Source organism: Pseudoalteromonas sp. QJM3NY_22 (assembly GCF_056173065.1).
Genome location: NZ_CM149655.1, coordinates 3,360,821 through 3,377,914 on the forward strand (window position 1 = coordinate 3,360,821; position 17,094 = coordinate 3,377,914).

The 17,094-nt window shown below is 40.2% G+C and carries 15 protein-coding genes; 5 read left to right on the top strand and 10 right to left on the bottom strand.

Going from position 1 to position 17,094, the window contains the following annotated elements; translation table 11 throughout:
* Positions 1 to 90: 90 nt before the first annotated feature.
* From AC0VZ4_RS15470 to AC0VZ4_RS15480, 3 genes are all read right to left on the bottom strand, one after another.
* Positions 91 to 1,629 carry a transposase gene (locus AC0VZ4_RS15470; RefSeq protein ID WP_475439616.1) on the bottom strand — a complete coding sequence of 513 codons (1,539 nt, stop codon included), beginning with the start codon at positions 1,627 to 1,629 and terminating at the stop codon, positions 91 to 93.
* Positions 1,630 to 1,842: 213 nt separating this feature from the next.
* Positions 1,843 to 2,706: a hypothetical protein gene (locus AC0VZ4_RS15475; RefSeq protein ID WP_475440098.1), complete on the bottom strand. Its 864-nt coding sequence runs from the start codon at positions 2,704 to 2,706 to the stop codon at positions 1,843 to 1,845.
* 453 nt (positions 2,707 to 3,159) lie between these two features.
* Entirely contained in the window at positions 3,160 to 3,555 is a 396-nt protein-coding gene (locus AC0VZ4_RS15480; RefSeq protein ID WP_475440099.1) for a hypothetical protein, read from the bottom strand.
* A gap of 259 nt (positions 3,556 to 3,814) precedes the next feature.
* On the opposite strand from AC0VZ4_RS15480, the gene AC0VZ4_RS15485 reads away from it, so the two are divergent.
* Complete coding sequence (locus AC0VZ4_RS15485) at positions 3,815 to 4,783, top strand: integron integrase (RefSeq protein ID WP_475440100.1); 969 nt, start codon at positions 3,815 to 3,817, stop codon at positions 4,781 to 4,783.
* A 65-nt stretch (positions 4,784 to 4,848) separates the two neighbouring features.
* On the opposite strand, the gene gltX is transcribed toward AC0VZ4_RS15485, so the two are convergent.
* The 3 genes from gltX to proB all read right to left on the bottom strand — a co-directional run bounded on the left by gltX (position 4,849) and on the right by proB (position 7,952).
* The gene (gltX, locus tag AC0VZ4_RS15490; protein WP_475440101.1) at positions 4,849 to 6,333 is read right to left on the bottom strand and encodes a glutamate--tRNA ligase; all 1,485 of its coding nucleotides are present in this window, start codon (positions 6,331 to 6,333) and stop codon (positions 4,849 to 4,851) included.
* 39 nt (positions 6,334 to 6,372) lie between these two features.
* A complete protein-coding gene (locus tag AC0VZ4_RS15495) occupies positions 6,373 to 6,732 on the bottom strand; it encodes a glutaredoxin family protein (protein WP_475440102.1) in 360 nt (119 codons plus the stop codon).
* A gap of 116 nt (positions 6,733 to 6,848) precedes the next feature.
* Positions 6,849 to 7,952 carry a glutamate 5-kinase gene (proB, locus tag AC0VZ4_RS15500; protein ID WP_475440103.1) on the bottom strand — a complete coding sequence of 368 codons (1,104 nt, stop codon included), beginning with the start codon at positions 7,950 to 7,952 and terminating at the stop codon, positions 6,849 to 6,851.
* 119 nt (positions 7,953 to 8,071) lie between these two features.
* Between proB and AC0VZ4_RS15505 the strand changes: the two genes are divergently transcribed.
* A complete protein-coding gene (locus AC0VZ4_RS15505) occupies positions 8,072 to 9,031 on the top strand; it encodes a DMT family transporter (RefSeq protein ID WP_475441669.1) in 960 nt (319 codons plus the stop codon).
* On the opposite strand, the gene AC0VZ4_RS15510 is transcribed toward AC0VZ4_RS15505, so the two are convergent.
* The 3 genes from AC0VZ4_RS15510 to pdsO are packed head-to-tail and all read right to left on the bottom strand — an operon-like array spanning position 8,926 to position 12,330.
* Positions 8,926 to 9,531, bottom strand: a complete 606-nt coding sequence (locus AC0VZ4_RS15510) for a class GN sortase (RefSeq protein ID WP_081824594.1) — start codon at positions 9,529 to 9,531, stop codon at positions 8,926 to 8,928. The genes AC0VZ4_RS15505 and AC0VZ4_RS15510 overlap by 106 nt on opposite strands.
* Positions 9,528 to 11,552 (bottom strand): marine proteobacterial sortase target protein, encoded by a 2,025-nt coding sequence (locus AC0VZ4_RS15515; RefSeq protein WP_475440104.1) that lies wholly within the window; start codon positions 11,550 to 11,552, stop codon positions 9,528 to 9,530. The genes AC0VZ4_RS15510 and AC0VZ4_RS15515 overlap by 4 nt, the downstream gene beginning before the upstream one ends.
* A gap of 46 nt (positions 11,553 to 11,598) precedes the next feature.
* Positions 11,599 to 12,330 carry a sortase-associated OmpA-like protein PdsO gene (gene pdsO, locus AC0VZ4_RS15520; RefSeq protein ID WP_475440105.1) on the bottom strand — a complete coding sequence of 244 codons (732 nt, stop codon included), beginning with the start codon at positions 12,328 to 12,330 and terminating at the stop codon, positions 11,599 to 11,601.
* Positions 12,331 to 12,534: 204 nt separating this feature from the next.
* On the opposite strand from pdsO, the gene pdsR reads away from it, so the two are divergent.
* The 3 genes from pdsR to AC0VZ4_RS15535 all read left to right on the top strand — a co-directional run bounded on the left by pdsR (position 12,535) and on the right by AC0VZ4_RS15535 (position 15,793).
* Positions 12,535 to 13,224: a proteobacterial dedicated sortase system response regulator gene (pdsR, locus tag AC0VZ4_RS15525; RefSeq protein WP_475441670.1), complete on the top strand. Its 690-nt coding sequence runs from the start codon at positions 12,535 to 12,537 to the stop codon at positions 13,222 to 13,224.
* On the top strand, positions 13,224 to 15,362 hold the full coding sequence (pdsS, locus tag AC0VZ4_RS15530) for a proteobacterial dedicated sortase system histidine kinase (protein ID WP_475440106.1): 2,139 nt from the start codon (positions 13,224 to 13,226) through the stop codon (positions 15,360 to 15,362). Before pdsR ends, pdsS begins: the two co-directional genes overlap by 1 nt.
* Before the next feature lie 266 nt (positions 15,363 to 15,628).
* A complete protein-coding gene (locus AC0VZ4_RS15535) occupies positions 15,629 to 15,793 on the top strand; it encodes a hypothetical protein (RefSeq protein ID WP_002961633.1) in 165 nt (54 codons plus the stop codon).
* A 6-nt stretch (positions 15,794 to 15,799) separates the two neighbouring features.
* Here the strand turns inward: AC0VZ4_RS15535 and AC0VZ4_RS15540 are convergent, their stop codons facing one another.
* On the bottom strand, positions 15,800 to 17,059 hold the full coding sequence (locus AC0VZ4_RS15540) for a multifunctional CCA addition/repair protein (protein ID WP_149615107.1): 1,260 nt from the start codon (positions 17,057 to 17,059) through the stop codon (positions 15,800 to 15,802).
* Positions 17,060 to 17,094: the final 35 nt, after the last annotated feature.

Sequence of the window (17,094 nt, forward strand, 5' to 3'; positions counted from 1 at the left end):
AAGCTGGTTTGGTATTGTTTTAACTGGCGTTTTGGAAGGAGTTACGGGTGTTTCAGTGGCTTTATTTTGGCTTAAAAGGGGTTGCCTCTCTTAATGCATCGTGTTTTTCAGCTTTTCTATATTATGAACAAGGCAATACAGTTGCCATTGGGCGTTCACTTTCGTTTGACCCCGTAAGGTCAATTTATTCATCCCTTTATTCACTGTAATGTTTCCGAACACTGGCTCAATACAGCCTAATCGCTTACTGTATTGTCGTCGCCCTATGGGGCTATCTATTTTTACTTTCATTTTGTCTACATAGCTCAGCTTTTTGCGTGATTCATTATTTATAAACTGAACTTGTCGTCCCCTGTCTATCGGTGGTTTTCGCATGCATTGCTGTTGTAGCGGGCACGCTTTACAGTCTTTTAAGTAACCGCAGAATCGCGTGTATTGCTGATTGTGACTTTTTACATTTATACCACTTCGCCACATATCATTACCTGCTGGGCAGCGGCATGTTTGGGTTGCTTCATCATAATGAAAATCATCTGAGGTAAATAAGCGTGGCTTGCCTTTGCTGCGTTTTAGCCGGCGCTTTTCTTGCTCCGTTTCGTATGTTTCGCTGTCTTTAAACAGCGGATTTCGTTTTCTAAACTGATTATCCGCAATGTAGGTATCGAACCCACTTTTCGCCATATATTCAAGGTTCACTTCGCTGTTAAACCCGCTGTCTGCGGTGAATTTAATGGTGTGTTTATCTGCCATTTTTTCTGTATTGAGTTTAGCGAGTTGCTGTTTTAATTGCTTAACAGCTGGCTGTAGAGTTTGTTGTTCGCCCACCGACCCCCACGCTTGTGCTTGCAGGATGATTTGATGTTTGTCATCGTTTATCGCTATGCCGTTATAGCCTTGAATTGTCCCTTTTGACGTGGTCATTTTCGCGCTATCAGGGTCAGTGATATTACTTTTAACAGGCTTGCCTTTACTGCCTATTTTTTCTTTGTGAGTGGCTAAGAACTCGGTAATTTTATCTGCACTTTTATCCAGCTTTTCTTTTTGTTTTAAGTCCTGAGTTATCAACTCTTCGCCCAGACCATCTTCTGATTGGTGGCGTTCAATAATACGTTTACTTGCGCGTTCTAGTTTTGCTTTTTTGCGGCCTAACTCATCGAATGTGCCACTCCACTCTTTACTCGCATTGGACTTTAATTTACATCCATCAATGGCAAACATGTTGCGGCCTATCAAGTCTTCCTCATCACATATCATCAGCACTTGCGTAAAAAGTGGCTCAATCTGTTCATGCATTTTAGCCACAAAACCCGCTATAGATGTGTAATGTGGCTGGATATCACCCGACACACTCATAAATAAAATGTTCGTCTCACACGCTTTAGCAATTCGGCGACTACTAATTAAACCATGTGCATAGCCCAGTAAAATAATCTTTAACATTACCGAAGGCGGATACGCAGCAGCGCCCGTTTTGTCGTTGTTATACCACGCGTCAAATCCCGATAAATCGAGTTTATTTTCGACGATATAACAAAGGGCATATTCAAATGTGCCAGGCAGAATCTGCTCAGCGAAATTGATAGGAATGAATTTATTTTGACAGGATAAGTCAGGCTTATAGTTAGCCATAACAGTTTACCATGGGTGAATAATATCTATTAGATCACAGCGAATAGATGGATTCAAGGTTAAAAAGCAACCAACCAAGAATAGTTGTGTATGTTCCTAAAAAGAGTAATTCTACAGCCTCAACGCCGTTTTAAGCGGCAAATTGTAGTTGGCTAAAATAAGTGAGGCACGAACAAAAAGCCAACTGTAATTTGTCCGACTTGAAAACCCTTGTTATGTAGCAGCTATTTCCTCACCAGAGACTAAAAAGTTTCTTGAATAAAAGCTTTTTTGTAATTTTTCACCAAGGCTAGATTCGAAGCATTTATTTAGTGAAATTTCAAACCCTTTAATACTATTAGAGAAGTCATCAAAATCACTACCATAATTCACATTGAAATTTACAATAGGAGAAGCTTTTCGGCTTATTTCAGAAAAGTCGCTGTAATTCACCTTTGGCAAGTAATCATGAGATGTAATAGTTTCTATTAAGTCTATTTGCGGTTCGCTATTTTCTTTTAAAAAAGACTCTATAATTTGATTTATTTCTTTTTCTTTACAACCGCTAAGATGTTCAGCTATATCAGGGTGTAATTTATATAAACTCTCATGCTCGTTAAGACAAGCAACTTGTTTAATGTAACCATTTTCTAATAGAGACCTAAAAGGAATGTTAGACTCATCATCATCCCAAACAGATTGAGGTTCATTTGCAAGTTCCCACAAAAGCTCTTTAGTACTAAATGATAAATGTTTATATGTGAGCTTGAAGTGACTTAATAATTTCTCACGCTTTTTGGCTTCTTCTAATTTTTGCTCTTTTGCTGTTTTGGCTTTGACATATCGACCTAATGTACCCTTATAAATTATGCCACCACAAACGGTACTTAACTCACCGCACAAGGATCCTACACCAATCGATATAAACAATAAGACTATGCTCTTATGCTCAAAAGATGTTCCAAAAGAATCTAACGTAACATTTAAATAATTCCATGATAGTGTAAGAACTATCGCTATAGATATAAATTTCACAGCGGCCTTAGGAGAAGCAACTGAAGAAATAATTTTTAATATAGTTCCTGACGCATCACTCATTCACCGGACTCCGTATGCTACATAACGCCCAAATAATGGGATTTTATAGCTGGCTTAAAATGTTGAGGAACGAAACAGCCAGCTGTAAAATTCCCGTTGATTTGCTTGTTATGAGTAACTTTGGTTAACTCAAAATACTAAACTAATAGTAAACACCCAATTTATAGATAAACGTTAACTTGAGCTACTAACAATACTTTAACGAACTAATGGATTTGCCACAAAGATCTCTTTATGAAGGCAAAGTCTATTAGTGGTTATTTATAAAACTAACCTAGCTCAACTCGTTTGAAGCGATTACAAAGTTAAGTTGTTATAACCGCCCTTTTAACAAAACCCAACAAACGAATTAGATTAAACTCATAACGCCTACTTAAGCGGAAAAATATAGTTGGCTAAAATGTTGAACGGAGTGAAAACAGCCAACTGTATTTTTTCCGTTTGAAGTTCTTGTTATGAATTTACAATCAATTGGCCATTACTTAATTTAGAAAGTGCAGGTAATTGCTTGGCACCTCTTTCTTTTAACCAAACATTTAGATCGACATATAGCTTTTTAATATCCTTTGGATCTAATTGCTGCACTTCTACTATTTTTCTCTTATTTTTAGGAGCAGTTTTTTTAGGTAAATAGATTGTATAAAATTTATAGCAATTTTCGAGAGAATGAGCTTGTTTACCAAACACACTCGCTTGGCAAAAACCAAAATCTTGAATTGCCTCATAATCAATAGCAGCTTGGCCTGCTGCGGGGCCAAAGTTAATTAAATATACTCTGTATAATCCTCCAATCAGTGCTATAGCGCAAAGCCCTTTCCAAAACACACTATTACTTAAAAAATCCAGCATAAAGAAAACTCCGTAATTAATTACAACGATGATTCATAACAATTTAATAGTGCGCTCATCGCGCATATTTCTGCCAACGATACGCTCATGTATTTAATAAATCATTTTTACCAAATAACTTAACACATTGCTATATATAATTTTTTATTAGCATTCAAACTCTCAATAAAAGAGAAAATGCGCTCGTCGCTCATTTTCTTGAATATGGGAGCAGCACAACTATACTGTATATAAAAACAGCATTATTATTAGTGGTAATATGAAAACACGTTCTCCATTTTTAAATTATATAGCCGATTATATGTTGGTACGTCAGTATTCATTACGCACCGTAGATACGTACCTAAGATGGATTGCATCTTATATCCATTTTCATAATAAACGCCACCCCGCCTCAATGGGAGACAACGAAGTCGAGCGCTATTTAGAACATTTAGTGTTAAATCAAAACGTCGCACCACGTACGCAAGCCACTGCACTCAATTCATTGTCATTTTTATACAAACATATAATAAAAAACGAACTTTCATTAAATTTAAATTTTGTCCGCAGTAAAAAACAAGCAAAGCTCCCTGTCGTGATGACCCCAGAGGAAGTTAAAATGTTGATGGCTCATTTAAATAAGCGCTATTATTTAATTGCAGCCCTTATGTATGGAAGTGGCTTAAGAGTAATGGAAGCGGTGCAATTAAGAGTAAAAGATATTGATTTTGATTATAAATGCATTCAAGTATGGAATGGAAAAGGTAATAAACACCGCATTGTTACGCTGGCCACAGAGCTAATTCCTATACTGAGAAATCAAATTTTGAACGTTGATGACTATTTAAAACTGGATTTAAATAATACTAAATATTCTGGCGTATGGATGCCATATGCTTTAACAAAAAAATATCCAAGTGCCGCAAAATCGCTTGCGTGGCAATATTTATTTCCTTCTCATATATTAAGTTCAGATCCTCAAAGTGGCGAAATAAGGCGACATCATTTTCATCACTCTTGCATTAGAAAAGAGGTTAAAAAAGCCGTCAAAAAATCAGGGTTAACAAAAATAATAACACCTCATACATTAAGACACTCTTTTGCTACTCATCTACTGCAAAGTGGCGCCGATATAAGAACTGTTCAAGCTCAGCTTGGCCATTCTGACGTTAAAACTACACAAATATATACCCACGTACTACAACAAGGTGCTAATGGTGTTATTAGCCCTTTTTCAAAATTATAAGTGACCCGATTAAAAAAGCCGAACTTATTTTACTAAGCTCGGCTTTTGTAAGTGCATTTTAGCAATTATGTACTTGGGTATTCGCGGTATGCGCGTTCTATATTTTTAGCCTGCTTTTTAGAAATACCTAAATGAGCAAGTGCTACACGTAAACGAGCACGTGATAGGTCAGATCCCAATATTTCCATTGCATCAAGCACTGACGTACTTGACGTTTTGCCAGTAATTGCGACAAATATTGGCTCTAAAAAGTCTTTAATCTTAAGCTCGTGGAATGTTGCCACTTCTTTTGCAATTGCAAAAATAGCGGGCTTTTCAAAGCTACGTAAGCCTTCAAGCTGCCATACAAAAAATTGTAGCGCTTGGCGTATTACGTTTTCGTCTGCTTTGCCGGCTGTTAATAGCGCAGGATCGTAAGTTGGAATCCCCCCTACAAAGTGCCCTGCAAGCTCAACCATATCCGACAGCGTATTAATACGTGTTTTCACTTCTGGTAATATTTTAGCGAGCATTTCGCCGTTAAACTTCCAATCAACAAAGCGCTGAATTAACTGCTCGTCGGTTAGGTTTTCGCGGATCCACATGCCGTTTAACCAGCTTAATTTATCTACGTCGAATACTGGACCACCAAGCGATACGCGCTTCATGTCGAAGTTTTCAATCATCTCATTAAGTGTGAACTTTTCACGCTCATCAGGCATTGACCAACCCATACGACCTAAGTAGTTAAGTACGGCTTCTGGCAGGTAACCCATTTCTTTATAGTAATTAATAGATGTTGGGTTTTTACGCTTAGACAGCTTTGATTTATCTGGGTTACGTAGTAGTGGTAAGTGACCAAGTACTGGTGCTTCCCAACCAAAATCTTCATACAGTTTTAATAACTTAGGTGCTGAGTTAATCCACTCTTCACCACGGAAAATATGACTAATTTCCATATGGTGGTCGTCAACTACGTTCGCTAAAAAGTACGTAGGGAAACCATCTGCTTTTAACAGCACTTGCATGTCTACGTTTTCCCACGGGATCTCAATTTCATCACGTAGGTAGTCGTTAAACTTAAATGTGCCTTCGCTTGGGATTTTCATACGTATAACGTAAGGTTTTCCTGCCGCTAAGTTTGCTTTAATTTCTTCATCTGTGTGGTTTAAACCACGACCGTCGTATTTAGGGCGTAGGCCTTCTGCCATTTGCTCTTCACGCATTTGATCAAGCTCTTCGCTTGTTGCAAAGCAGTAAAACGCTTTGCCATCGTCAACTAACTGATGCGCGTATTTTTTATATAAATCGCTACGCTCAGATTGACGGTAAGGACCAAATTCGCCACCAACATCAGGACCATGATCCCACTCAAGCCCTAACCAACGTAGGCTATCCATAATCGCAAGTTCAGACTCTGGCGTGCTACGTACTTGGTCTGTATCTTCTATACGAAGTACAAATTCACCGCCTTGTTGTTTAGCAAAACAGTAGTTAAATAAGGCGATATAAGCGGTGCCAAGATGCGGGTCACCAGTTGGCGACGGGGCAACACGGGTGCGAATTGTCATGGTAAATTCTCTTTAAATAAGTGAGATAATAAAAGTGGTTTATGCAGCTACTTTGTTTAAGTAAGCAATAATATCGTTTGATTCATACAGCCATTGTACTTGACCGTTTTGCTCTATACGCAGGCAAGGAACTTTAACTTTGCCGCCTTGCTCTAGTAGCTCTTGACGATATTGCTCATTGTCTTTTGCATCACGCGTTTCTATGTTTAAGCCTTCGCGTTTAATGGCGCGACGTACTTTTACACAAAACGGGCATGCTTTAAATTGATACAGTTTAAATTGTGAGGTTTGCAGATCAACCTGTGCTTGCTCGTCGCTTGCGCGCTTTTTACTGCGAGGAGTAAATACAAAATTAAAGAATAAGATTATACAACCTAAAAACCAACGAACTAATTTCATGTTCTGTGCTCTGCTTACAACAATTTAAGGAGCCAGATTTTAGCACAAATTTACAATCAAAAAAGTGTAATACTGCGAGAATTACACTCACGTAATTTAATTTACTAAAAGTACTTCTATAGCAATACCATATCATCCCTATGAAGTACTTCTGCGCCACTATCGTAATCGAGTAACTCAACTATTTGATTTGAGTGTGCGCCTTTGATTTTATTTACCTCGGTACTGCTAAAACGCGTTAAGCCACGTGCAATTACTTGATTTTTATTATCTATTAAATCAATTAAATCGCCTCTTTCAAAACGTCCAAATGCATTAGTAACGCCTTTAGCAAGTAAGCTTGCGCCTTTATTTTGCAGCGCTGCAATAGCACCTGTATCTATAACAATTTGGCCGGTACTTTTAGGCCCAGCGAGTAGCCATTTTTTACGGCCATCTTTTGGGGCGGTGAGTTTTAAAAAGCGTGTACCAGGTAACTCGTCACTCATACATTTTAAAATAACGTTTTTACCTGCGCCTTTAGCAATAATAACTTCAACACCTGCGCGCCTTGCAATGTCAGCGGCTTGTAATTTGGTTGCCATGCCGCCGGTGCCTAAATTTGTGCCACTGCCACCAGCAAGTTGACGCAGCTCATCATTTATATGTGTTACTTCGCCAATGAGAGTAGCATCGGCGTTTGTGCGCGGATCGCTGGTAAATAACCCTTCTTGATCGGTAAGTAGCAGTAACTTATTAGCATTAGCCAAAATCGCGACAAGTGCCGATAAGTTATCGTTGTCGCCTACTTTTATTTCACTGGTAGCGACTGCGTCATTTTCGTTAATGATGGGCACAACGTCGTAATTTAATAACGCATTGAGTGTATCGCGGGCATTAAGGTAGCGCTCTCGGTCGTCTACATCAGCGCGAGTTAGCAGCATTTGTCCTACATTTACACCGTATAAAGCAAACAAGCTCTGCCAAATATGAATAAGTTGACCTTGTCCAATTGCAGCAAGCATTTGTTTATCAATTAAGCTTCTGCCACAGGGTTTTAATAGTTGTTCGCGCCCAGCAGCAACCGCGCCGCTCGATACTAAAATAACGTGATGCCCCTGCTTTTTAAGCTCGCAGCATTGGCGTACTAATTCAACCATATGTGCTTTATCTAGCTTATCGGTGCCGCCAGTAAGTACGCTTGTACCAAGCTTTACAACTATTACCTGTTCCCTTTGCATGTGCTTTTTACTACTGATTAATTAAAGATGAATTAATTTATACCAGCTCGGTATTTTTGAACAAGTTAAAAATATTCATGCTAGGATCTGATTTTATTAAATTATGTAAATTACTCTCTATGCCTGCCAGTTTATGTTTAATTATTGCCACCTTTTTATGGGGCAGTTCTTTTATTGCGCTTAAATACGCCATTGCTATTTACGACCCTGCATTGGTGATATTTTTACGCATGCTCACCACGTTAGTTTTGTCGCTTTGTTTATGGCGCTACGTTATTCGGTTTGAGTATTTAAAAGGTGACTGGAAGTATTTAGTGGGTATGTCGCTTGCTGAGCCTTGCTTGTACTTTTTATTTGAAGGCCATGCAATGGAATATACATCAGCCTCGCAGGCCGGTGTTATTGTCTCTTGCTTACCTATTATTATTGCGCTGCTTGCCTTTGTATTACTTAAAGAGCATATAAGCAAAGCCATTGTTGTCGGTTTTACGCTGTGTATTGGCGGCAGTATTTTACTTACGCTTCTTTCACCAAGTACCGACCAAGCACCTAATCCGTTACTGGGTAACTTTTTAGAGCTTATGGCTATGGTGTGCGCGGCATTTTATACTGTAAGTATTAAACATTTAGCTAATCGCTACTCGCCCCTGACTTTAATTGCTTTGCAAGGTATTAGCGGCAGCTTGTTTTTTGCGCCATTTTTATTTTTTATCGACCTACCAAGCGAAAACCAACACGACTTAACTGCGCTCATGAGCATTTTGTATTTAGGTTCGTGTGTAACCCTTGGCGGCTATGGCATGTACAACTATGCAATTAGCAAGGTATCGGTATTAACCGCTGCTGCGTACTCTAATTTAATTCCTATTTTTACACTTATTTTGTCAGCGATTATTTTGGGCGAAGTGCTCAACGTTTGGCAATGGCTGAGCATATTTGTGGTATTTATTGGCGTAATGATAAGCCAGCGTCATCAAGAACTCGTGGTTGATATACCGCTTAGTGAATCAGGCGAAGACATTTGCGCAGATACAAGCAGCCTTAAATCAGTACCCGAGGCAAGCGAATCAAAAGGGTAACAGGTAAGCAAATACAGCCCAGGTGTTTGTAAAAATGAGTTTTGGGATTGATGAATAACCTCAATCCCCGTTACCTTATAATTTTGAATCACCCCACTTTGCAGTTGCAAAGTAAACGCCTCTCCCACTTTTGCGTTTTGTAAAAATGCAAAGTGGGTGTCGTTATGCCCTGCTATTAGCGCGCCTTTTTCGTTTCCAAACTCTTTTCCGCCCAGCTCCCCTGCGGGTAAAAATTGGCTAGGCGCAAACGCTAAGTTACGGCCACTCGCTCCAGCCAATACACTTAATGTTTTATTATGACTTGGCCAATCAAGCTTTGCAGTAACGTAGCTGTCGGCGTAATACCACGGTTTTACTTTAGTGCCGGGTGATTTAAGTGCCTCTTGCCATGCTTGCTCAATTAATACTTGAGCAAGCCACGCTTTTGCCTGCATATAAGCGCCGTGACCAAATAATCCAAGCCCAGCTATTAGTAAGCCCACGCTTAGCCACTTTTTCATTTATATTCCCTACTTAATTTAAGCCCTCGATTTATTTTAAGCGCGCCAAATCCCAATAATAAAATACAGCCTAGCAACATATGTAACCTGCTTTGCCCATCGGTTTGCGGTAAACGCATTGCCATACCTTGTGGTAATGCATTAGTAGCTTGCGCCGTTTGCTCTGCCACCTCTTTTATTTGAGTTTGTTCAATCGCTATAAAAGCAGTAAACGGACTAAGTAATTGATGAGTAAGCGCAAGCTCCTGTACTTCATCTTTAACTGTACTTTGCTCATTGTATAAAAGTAATGACTTGATTTTTTGGCGCGCCCACAGTTTTGCTATACCTTGAGCGCTTGAACTATTTTGTGTACTTAATTTAATACTTAAAGGCCCTTGTGCTGTTTGCCCAGCAAGTACCACATTTTTAGCATTATTAAGTTTTATAGCGACCATGATAGGCTCGCCAAAATATAAATCAGGTAGTGGTGATGGCCAAAAATCTAAGCTGTTACCGCTTTCATCGCTTAGCGCCAAATTAGTAATAGCCGGATGTGCTAGCTTATCAAACAACTGCTGCATTTTAGGTTGCACCTCGCTTGTGCTGCCTATAAACGTGAATGAGCCTTTGCCTATATCTGCTGCTCGGCGCATAAAAAAGCTGTTAGGTGCGCTGCCAATACCCACTGTAAATAAGCGGCTATCGCCTAACTTACTTTGAATATTTTTAAATAATGCATCTTCATTACTTACGCTACCATCAGTTAAAAATACAACTTGGCGTACAAAACCATCAAACTGGCTGCCATCAAGTACGGCATTAAGCGCACCTTGTATTTCAGTGCCGCCGTCGGCTTCTAGGCTATAAATAAATCGCTCTGCACGGCGTAAGTTAAAGTCACTGGCTATAAGTGGTTTATCGCTCATTGGAGTCACTATGTTATCAAAACCAATAATATTAAAGCTGTCGTCGCTATCGAGTAATGAAAGTGCATAAAACAAGGCTTTTTTAGCTTGCTCCATAGATTGCCCGTGCATAGAGCCTGACGTATCAACTACAAATACCATTTCGCGAGGTAAGCGCTGAGTTTGTGTAAAGTGATCCCCTGGTGGCATTAGCATAGCAAGCCCGTATCGATCACCATTTTCAAACTGCTGAGTAAAAAATGCGGCTTGAGCCTGCTCTTTTTGCAGCGGTTTAAACTCAAGTACAAAATCGCGATTACCTGCATTTGTCTCATTTAACGCTATTTTATATTGTCCAAACGCAGTGTTTTGTACATCAACATTATGAAATTTAGAATTGATATCCACCAGCTCTAAGCCTACGTCTATATTAATGTTTAAGCTAAATTGGCTGCTTGGTACGTTATCATTTTGAGTACTATTTTGAGTGATGTTTTGAGTGCTGTAAACAGGGCTCAACCACCCAGTTGGTAAAGGATTAGTATGTGCTTGGTTTTGAGTATTAACCTCACCACTAATCGCGTGATAACGCGGTGTAATGGTAGTAGGAAATCTAATAGCGAATGTACCGCTGTTGTAATCAATTATTTCTTGATACTCAAGCTCAATAATTACCTGCTCACCAGGGCCAATATTCGCCACATTCGTAATAAACATATTGGCGCGTTGCTGGCGTACGAGTGCCGCTTGCTTGCCTGATTTTTTAGCCTCTTCGTATTTTTTTTCAGCCTCCACTTTTTTATCAATTTGGCCTTTAATAACTCGCTCACCTATACGCATCGTCATGGCATGTACGGCGCTTTCATCTGGCAATGGAAAAACGTAGCGCGCATTAACTGCAAACGGGTTTTCGTTTTGATAGGTTTGCGTTACGACAACATGATTAATTAGGCCGGTTAAGGTCATATTGGCGTCGCTTTTTAATATTATTGCTGGGCCTGCTGGCGCACCATTGCTATCAAAAAGCTCTAACTTGGGTGATTGCGCATGGCTTTTGAAGCTCGCTAACAGCACAATCGCTATGAATATAAAAATGCTTACTTTAGTAAGCATTTTGGTTGGTTTACTCAACATAAAATCACTCCATCGAACGCTTAGCTTTACTTAGATTCAGTTAGGTTTAGTTACTCGCCGTTTGGCCATTTACACTATTCATTGAGCGAGTGGTAAGCGTTACGCGTCTATCAAAAAAGTTGTCTTCCACCATGTTGCTGTTAGCCAACGTTTGCTGCTCGCCAAATGCCTGCGTGCTTAAGCGCTTGTGGCTCACACCGTGTTTTATTAAATAGCTTTGCACGGCATTTACACGTGCTTTAGAGAGTAAAAGGTTGGCTTGCTCATCGCCGCGCTGATCGGCAAAGCCGCTTAAATCAAGTGCGAGTTGTGGTTGGTTGTTTAACAAGGTAACCAGTTGGTCTAACTGCAGTGCAAAATGCGGTGCAATAACGCTTGAGCCTGTTTTAAATTGCACCGTCATGGCTAATAAGTTATTAATTTGAACTTGAGTTAACTGCTCATTTTGATTGGCAAGTACTTCTAACTGCTGCTCTAACATATTGTTGTGGTTAAGCACATGTTGGTAATCGCTGGTTTTTTCTTTCATAACCGTAATTGCACGCTCTTGCTCTGCAATTTTGTTATCAGCTACTTTTGAATCACCTATTAAACCACCGGCAAATGCCCCAATAAACGCACCAATTGGCCCGCCCACTACGCCGCCAATAATAGCGCCTGCACCTAGCCCAATAGCCGTTTCTTTATGGGCTTCTTTTGATGGCGTGTTAGATGTTGAGGCAATTGCTGGAGTACAAAAACTAGCAACGAGTGTTAACGCAATTAATGTCTTCTTCATGATTTGATCCTTAAACTTACTTTTTAATTTGTGATGTTTTGTTTTGATGGGTGTATTAAAACAAGCTCAAGTGGCAACAAAGGGGAGCAAAAATGGCAAACTGCTGAGCAATTGTGGCAAAAAAATGGCAATTAGCTTTTTAACCTTACTTAGGTTAAAAACTTCGTTATAGTGCACAACAGAGCCGATAGGATAATGATTAAGATGAAAAAAATAGCCATCATTGAAGATGAACCCGCAATCCGCGAAAACTACATAGAAATGCTTACCGCACAAGGCTACCAAGTGAGCGGCTTTACAGATCGCGCCAGCGCAGAGGTTGCATTTAAAAATGCTCTACCCGATTTAGCTATTGTTGATATTGGCTTAGGCTATGAAATAGATGGTGGATTTTTACTGTGCCAAACATTGCGATCGCTTTCTAAAACACTGCCTATTATTTTTTTAACCGCCCGCGATAGCGAAATAGATACCGTATGCGGCCTACGCATGGGCGCAGACGACTACTTAACAAAAGACATAAGCTTGGCTCACTTGGCTGCACGTATTGGTGCGCTGTTTCGCCGCATGGAAGCACTTGAACAACCTGCTGATGCAAACGCACTCATAACACGCGGGCAGTTAACACTCGACACGCAACGTATGCAGGTATTTTGGCAACAACAATTAGTTGATTTAACCGTAACCGAATTTTGGATGCTGCATTCACTCGCCCAGCGGCCAGGCCATGTTAAAAGCCGTAACGATTTAATGAGCGATGCAAAAATTTATGTAGACGACAGCACTATTACTTCACACGTAAAACGTATTCGTAAAAAGTTTATAGCACTCGATAGCACCTTTGATTGTATAGATACCGTGTACGGTATGGGCTATCGGTGGGAACAACACTAATGCTACGATTTGGTCTGCGCAGTAAATTTATATTACTTTCATGTTTTTTGTTTTTGCTGCCGTGGCTTGGCTACGAGTACGTATGGGAAATGGAAAAGTTTTTACGCCAAGGCCAAGAAAAAACCCTAGTAGGCACCACTCGTGCTCTTGCTACTGCATTACATGAGCGCCCCGCATTATTTGACGAGCAAACCAACTTTTTAGACCAAGTAGTAAAAGGCCGCGATTTATACGCTTATAATCTTAAAAACCCTATTCAGCTCGACGGTAAACTTAACGATTGGGACAGCTACCAACCGCTATTTTGGCATTACGACAAGCGCTACTTACAAAAAACAGATAACAAACATCAAGCCAGTGACTTATCGTTTGATCATATGGTGGGAAAATTTGATAACTACTTATATGCCGTATTTAAAGTCACCGACAATACCCTTATTTATCGCGCTAAAAATAGCTTAAGCATTACCAATAACGATTATTTACAAATTGGCCTAAAAACGCCAGACGGCCAGTTTAATACTTACATTATTGCGCCGCGCCAAGATGGCTGGGTTAATGCGTTTGATGCAAAAACCAAAGCCCCTTTTACTAAAATCCAAGGCTATTTTGAAAGTACCGAATCAGGTTATAACGTAGAGCTGCGCTTTCCAATTAGCATGCTGGGCAACAAACTTGGCTTTGCTATTGTTGATATTGATAGTAAAGAGGCATTGCTAAAGCCTAAAGTAATGTCAACCTCAAACTTAAATAATCCAAACGATTTAGGCTCGGTATTAGTCCCTTCCCCAGAAATTAGCCGTATTTTAAAAGGTATGGGCCACAGTGGCAGTCGTATTTGGGTGGTTGATAACCATCATCGCGTACTTGCGCAATCGGGTACTATTCAAAATGCAGATGGCGTTTGGGCTGATGGACTTGCTAACCAAGCACCTGAAACGTGGTGGCAGCGCTTTGAGCAAAATTACTTGCACCCAATTTACTATAAGATATTAACGCGCCCCGAAAATGAGTTTTTAGATACCCTGCACGATGTAGCTTCTATGCAGGGCACACATTTAGCGAAAGCCTTAAAAGGACAACCAGCATCGTCTTGGCGCTTAACCCCCGACAGCAAAGCCGTTATTTTATCGGCCGCTTACCCTATTTGGATCCAAGACCAAGTAATTGGCGCGGTAATAGCAGAGGAAACCACAAACGGCGTACGTACGCTGCGTAACAAATCGCTCGAAAAACTCTTTAACGTTATTTTAGCTGTGATGCTAATTGGTACCGTGACTTTATTCTTTTTTGCCTCACGTATATCAAACCGAATTAGGCGACTGCGCGATACTGCTGAGCAAGCGATTGATGCACAAGGGCGTGTTACCGGCAGTATTAATTACAGCGACGCTAACGATGAAATTGGCGACCTATCACGTAGTTTTTCAAACATTGTGAGCCGACTTGGTGGCTATACCGATTACTTAGAAAACATGTCGTCGCGGTTATCACATGAGCTGCGCACGCCGGTTGCCGTAGTGCGCTCGTCACTCGAGAACTTACAAAGCTTGCCACAAAACGAGCTGAGTCAAAAATACCTCGATCGCGCCAGTGAGGGCGTTGAACGCTTAGGGAAAATAATAACCACCATGAGCGAAGCCACTCGCCTTGAGCAAAGTATTCAAAGCAACGAGCCTGAGCCTTTTGATTTACAAAAAGTAATAAATGGCTGCATGCAAGGCTATCAGCTTACTTACCCAAACCAGTTATTTACGCTTGATGTAGGCCAAAACAAATTATCTATGCAAGGTGCACCGGAGTTTATAGCTCAGCTGCTTGATAAACTTATTAATAACGCGCTGGAGTTCAGTGAAGCCAATACGGCTATTAATGTAAGCCTTAAGCAGAGCGAAAATAAAGCAATATTAACTGTGAGAAACACAGGCCCTGCTTTACCCGAAGGATTAACTGAGCATATTTTTGATTCAATGGTGTCGGTACGTAGCCAGCAAATGCAGCAACAGCCACATTTGGGGTTAGGGCTTTATATTGTAAGGCTGGTGTGCGATTACCATAAAGGCAGCGTAACTGCGCAAAACAACGAACAAGCCGATGGTGTAGTATTTACCGTAACACTGCCGTTAGTAAATGGTTAAGGCTGTATTTATACCGTTATATTTGTACCGTTATATTTATAGCCACAGCACTATATGTAAATAGTAAGTACGTAATAAATTAAGCTGTATATTTTTAGTTAAAAAGAGTTAATTTAATTTACCTTAACTCCATATAAATTAACAAACAAACCCCTCTCACCCCTTAAAACCTGCCGATTACAATTTAGTACAACTTCATATGTAACTATTCACTTTTAATTCAGTCGAACGACCATACCCTAGTTGCTTATTGAGGAGATTACTTTATGAAAGAATTACTAGAACGTGAAGAGCTAGACTTTATTTTTGACCTATATAGGCCATCTAAAAAGCCTAAATCTGAAAATGTAAAACCAAAGAACGCTAATTATAAAGAACTTCGAAAACCCGACATACCTAAAAACGAAGGCGTGTCACACTATTTAATTTAACTCAGCCTAACGTTGTTGAGCTTCCAATTTCTCGCTTTGTAAAAATGCTTTAATGCAGTTTATTTCTGCTAGTTTTACTTCTTCGCCTATTTCAGGGCCTTTTTTGCCATTTTTAAGCGCATCTTGCACTACTTGCTTCTTATCCATTTTTTGCAGCTCAGTATGAATTGCTCGCAGTTTAGCTGCTTGCGGGTATGGCTTATCAACCAATGTTTCACCACGGCCTTGCGCATCACATTGGCACGCTTGAGTAAACGCTATAAAACGATTCGGATGCACCAAAGCATTTAAGTTAGTCACTATTAGCTTGTGAACGGTTTGCGGCCTTAACTGATCAATTGTGTGGCAAAGGGTGTGATTATCACTGGTGAGTACACCAACATCACGAAAGCGATTAGGCACTTTTAAGCGCTCACAAAACGCCTCAATAATTGCAACACCTTCGCGTTCGTGCCCACGTAAATTTCCATACTTTTTAAAACTAAGCGCCTTACCAAAGTCATGAGTCAGCGCTGCAAAACGAGTTTCCAAATCAAAATTTAAATCTGCGGCGCGTCTAAGTACCAACATAGTATGCACAAATACATCCCCTTCAGGATGATGGTTTGCTGGCTGCGGTACATTAACCATGCGCTCAAGCTCTGGAAAAATACCCAAGCCTTGCAATGCTTCAAAATAAAGCTCAGGGTGCTTTTCACCCAGTGCTTTTTCTGTTTCAAGCCACACGCGCTCAGGTACTAAATGATTTAGCTCACCTTTATTTTTAAGCTCGCGCATCAATGCATACGTACTTGGGTGAATACGCCAATCGCTGCCATAGCGCGCTAAAAAACGGGCAATACGCAGTACCCGTACAGGGTCTTCTACAAATGCAGCGGTGGTATGGCGCAGTATTTTATTTTGTAAGTCTGTTTGGCCATTAAACGGGTCAATAATATTACCGTGTTCGTCAAGCGCCATTGAATTTATAGTTAAATCGCGTCTTGCTAAATCTTCTTCTAGCGTAACGGTTGGGCTGGCATCAACCACAAAGCCAGTATAGCCTTTGCCACTTTTGCGCTCTGTGCGCCCTAGTGCATATTCTTCTTTTGTTTTTGGGTGTAAATAAACCGGAAAGTCGCTACCTATTGGTACAAAACCGAGCGACTGCATTGTATCTGGCGTTTCACCAATCACTACATAGTCGTTATCTTTTGATTTTATATTTAGCAGTTTGTCGCGCACTGCACCGCCAACGAGGTAAACTTGTTTTAAGTTACTTTTCACTTTATTCCCAATAACACTTGCCCAATTGTTTGACG

Bases quoted from the DNA above. Each gene is read 5' to 3' on its own strand.
- proB (WP_475440103.1), bottom strand. From the start codon at position 7,952: ATGCAAAGGGAACAGGTAATAGTTGTAAAGCTTGGTACAAGCGTACTT.
- AC0VZ4_RS15480 (WP_475440099.1), bottom strand. From the start codon at position 3,555: ATGCTGGATTTTTTAAGTAATAGTGTGTTTTGGAAAGGGCTTTGCGCT.
- AC0VZ4_RS15510 (WP_081824594.1), bottom strand. From the start codon at position 9,531: ATGAAAAAGTGGCTAAGCGTGGGCTTACTAATAGCTGGGCTTGGATTA.
- AC0VZ4_RS15515 (WP_475440104.1), bottom strand. From the start codon at position 11,552: ATGTTGAGTAAACCAACCAAAATGCTTACTAAAGTAAGCATTTTTATA.
- AC0VZ4_RS15505 (WP_475441669.1), top strand. From the start codon at position 8,072: ATGCCTGCCAGTTTATGTTTAATTATTGCCACCTTTTTATGGGGCAGT.
- gltX (WP_475440101.1), bottom strand. From the start codon at position 6,333: ATGACAATTCGCACCCGTGTTGCCCCGTCGCCAACTGGTGACCCGCAT.
- AC0VZ4_RS15470 (WP_475439616.1), bottom strand. From the start codon at position 1,629: ATGGCTAACTATAAGCCTGACTTATCCTGTCAAAATAAATTCATTCCT.
- pdsO (WP_475440105.1), bottom strand. From the start codon at position 12,330: ATGAAGAAGACATTAATTGCGTTAACACTCGTTGCTAGTTTTTGTACT.
- pdsS (WP_475440106.1), top strand. From the start codon at position 13,224: ATGCTACGATTTGGTCTGCGCAGTAAATTTATATTACTTTCATGTTTT.
- AC0VZ4_RS15495 (WP_475440102.1), bottom strand. From the start codon at position 6,732: ATGAAATTAGTTCGTTGGTTTTTAGGTTGTATAATCTTATTCTTTAAT.
- pdsR (WP_475441670.1), top strand. From the start codon at position 12,535: ATGAAAAAAATAGCCATCATTGAAGATGAACCCGCAATCCGCGAAAAC.
- AC0VZ4_RS15535 (WP_002961633.1), top strand. From the start codon at position 15,629: ATGAAAGAATTACTAGAACGTGAAGAGCTAGACTTTATTTTTGACCTA.
- AC0VZ4_RS15475 (WP_475440098.1), bottom strand. From the start codon at position 2,706: ATGAGTGATGCGTCAGGAACTATATTAAAAATTATTTCTTCAGTTGCT.
- AC0VZ4_RS15485 (WP_475440100.1), top strand. From the start codon at position 3,815: ATGAAAACACGTTCTCCATTTTTAAATTATATAGCCGATTATATGTTG.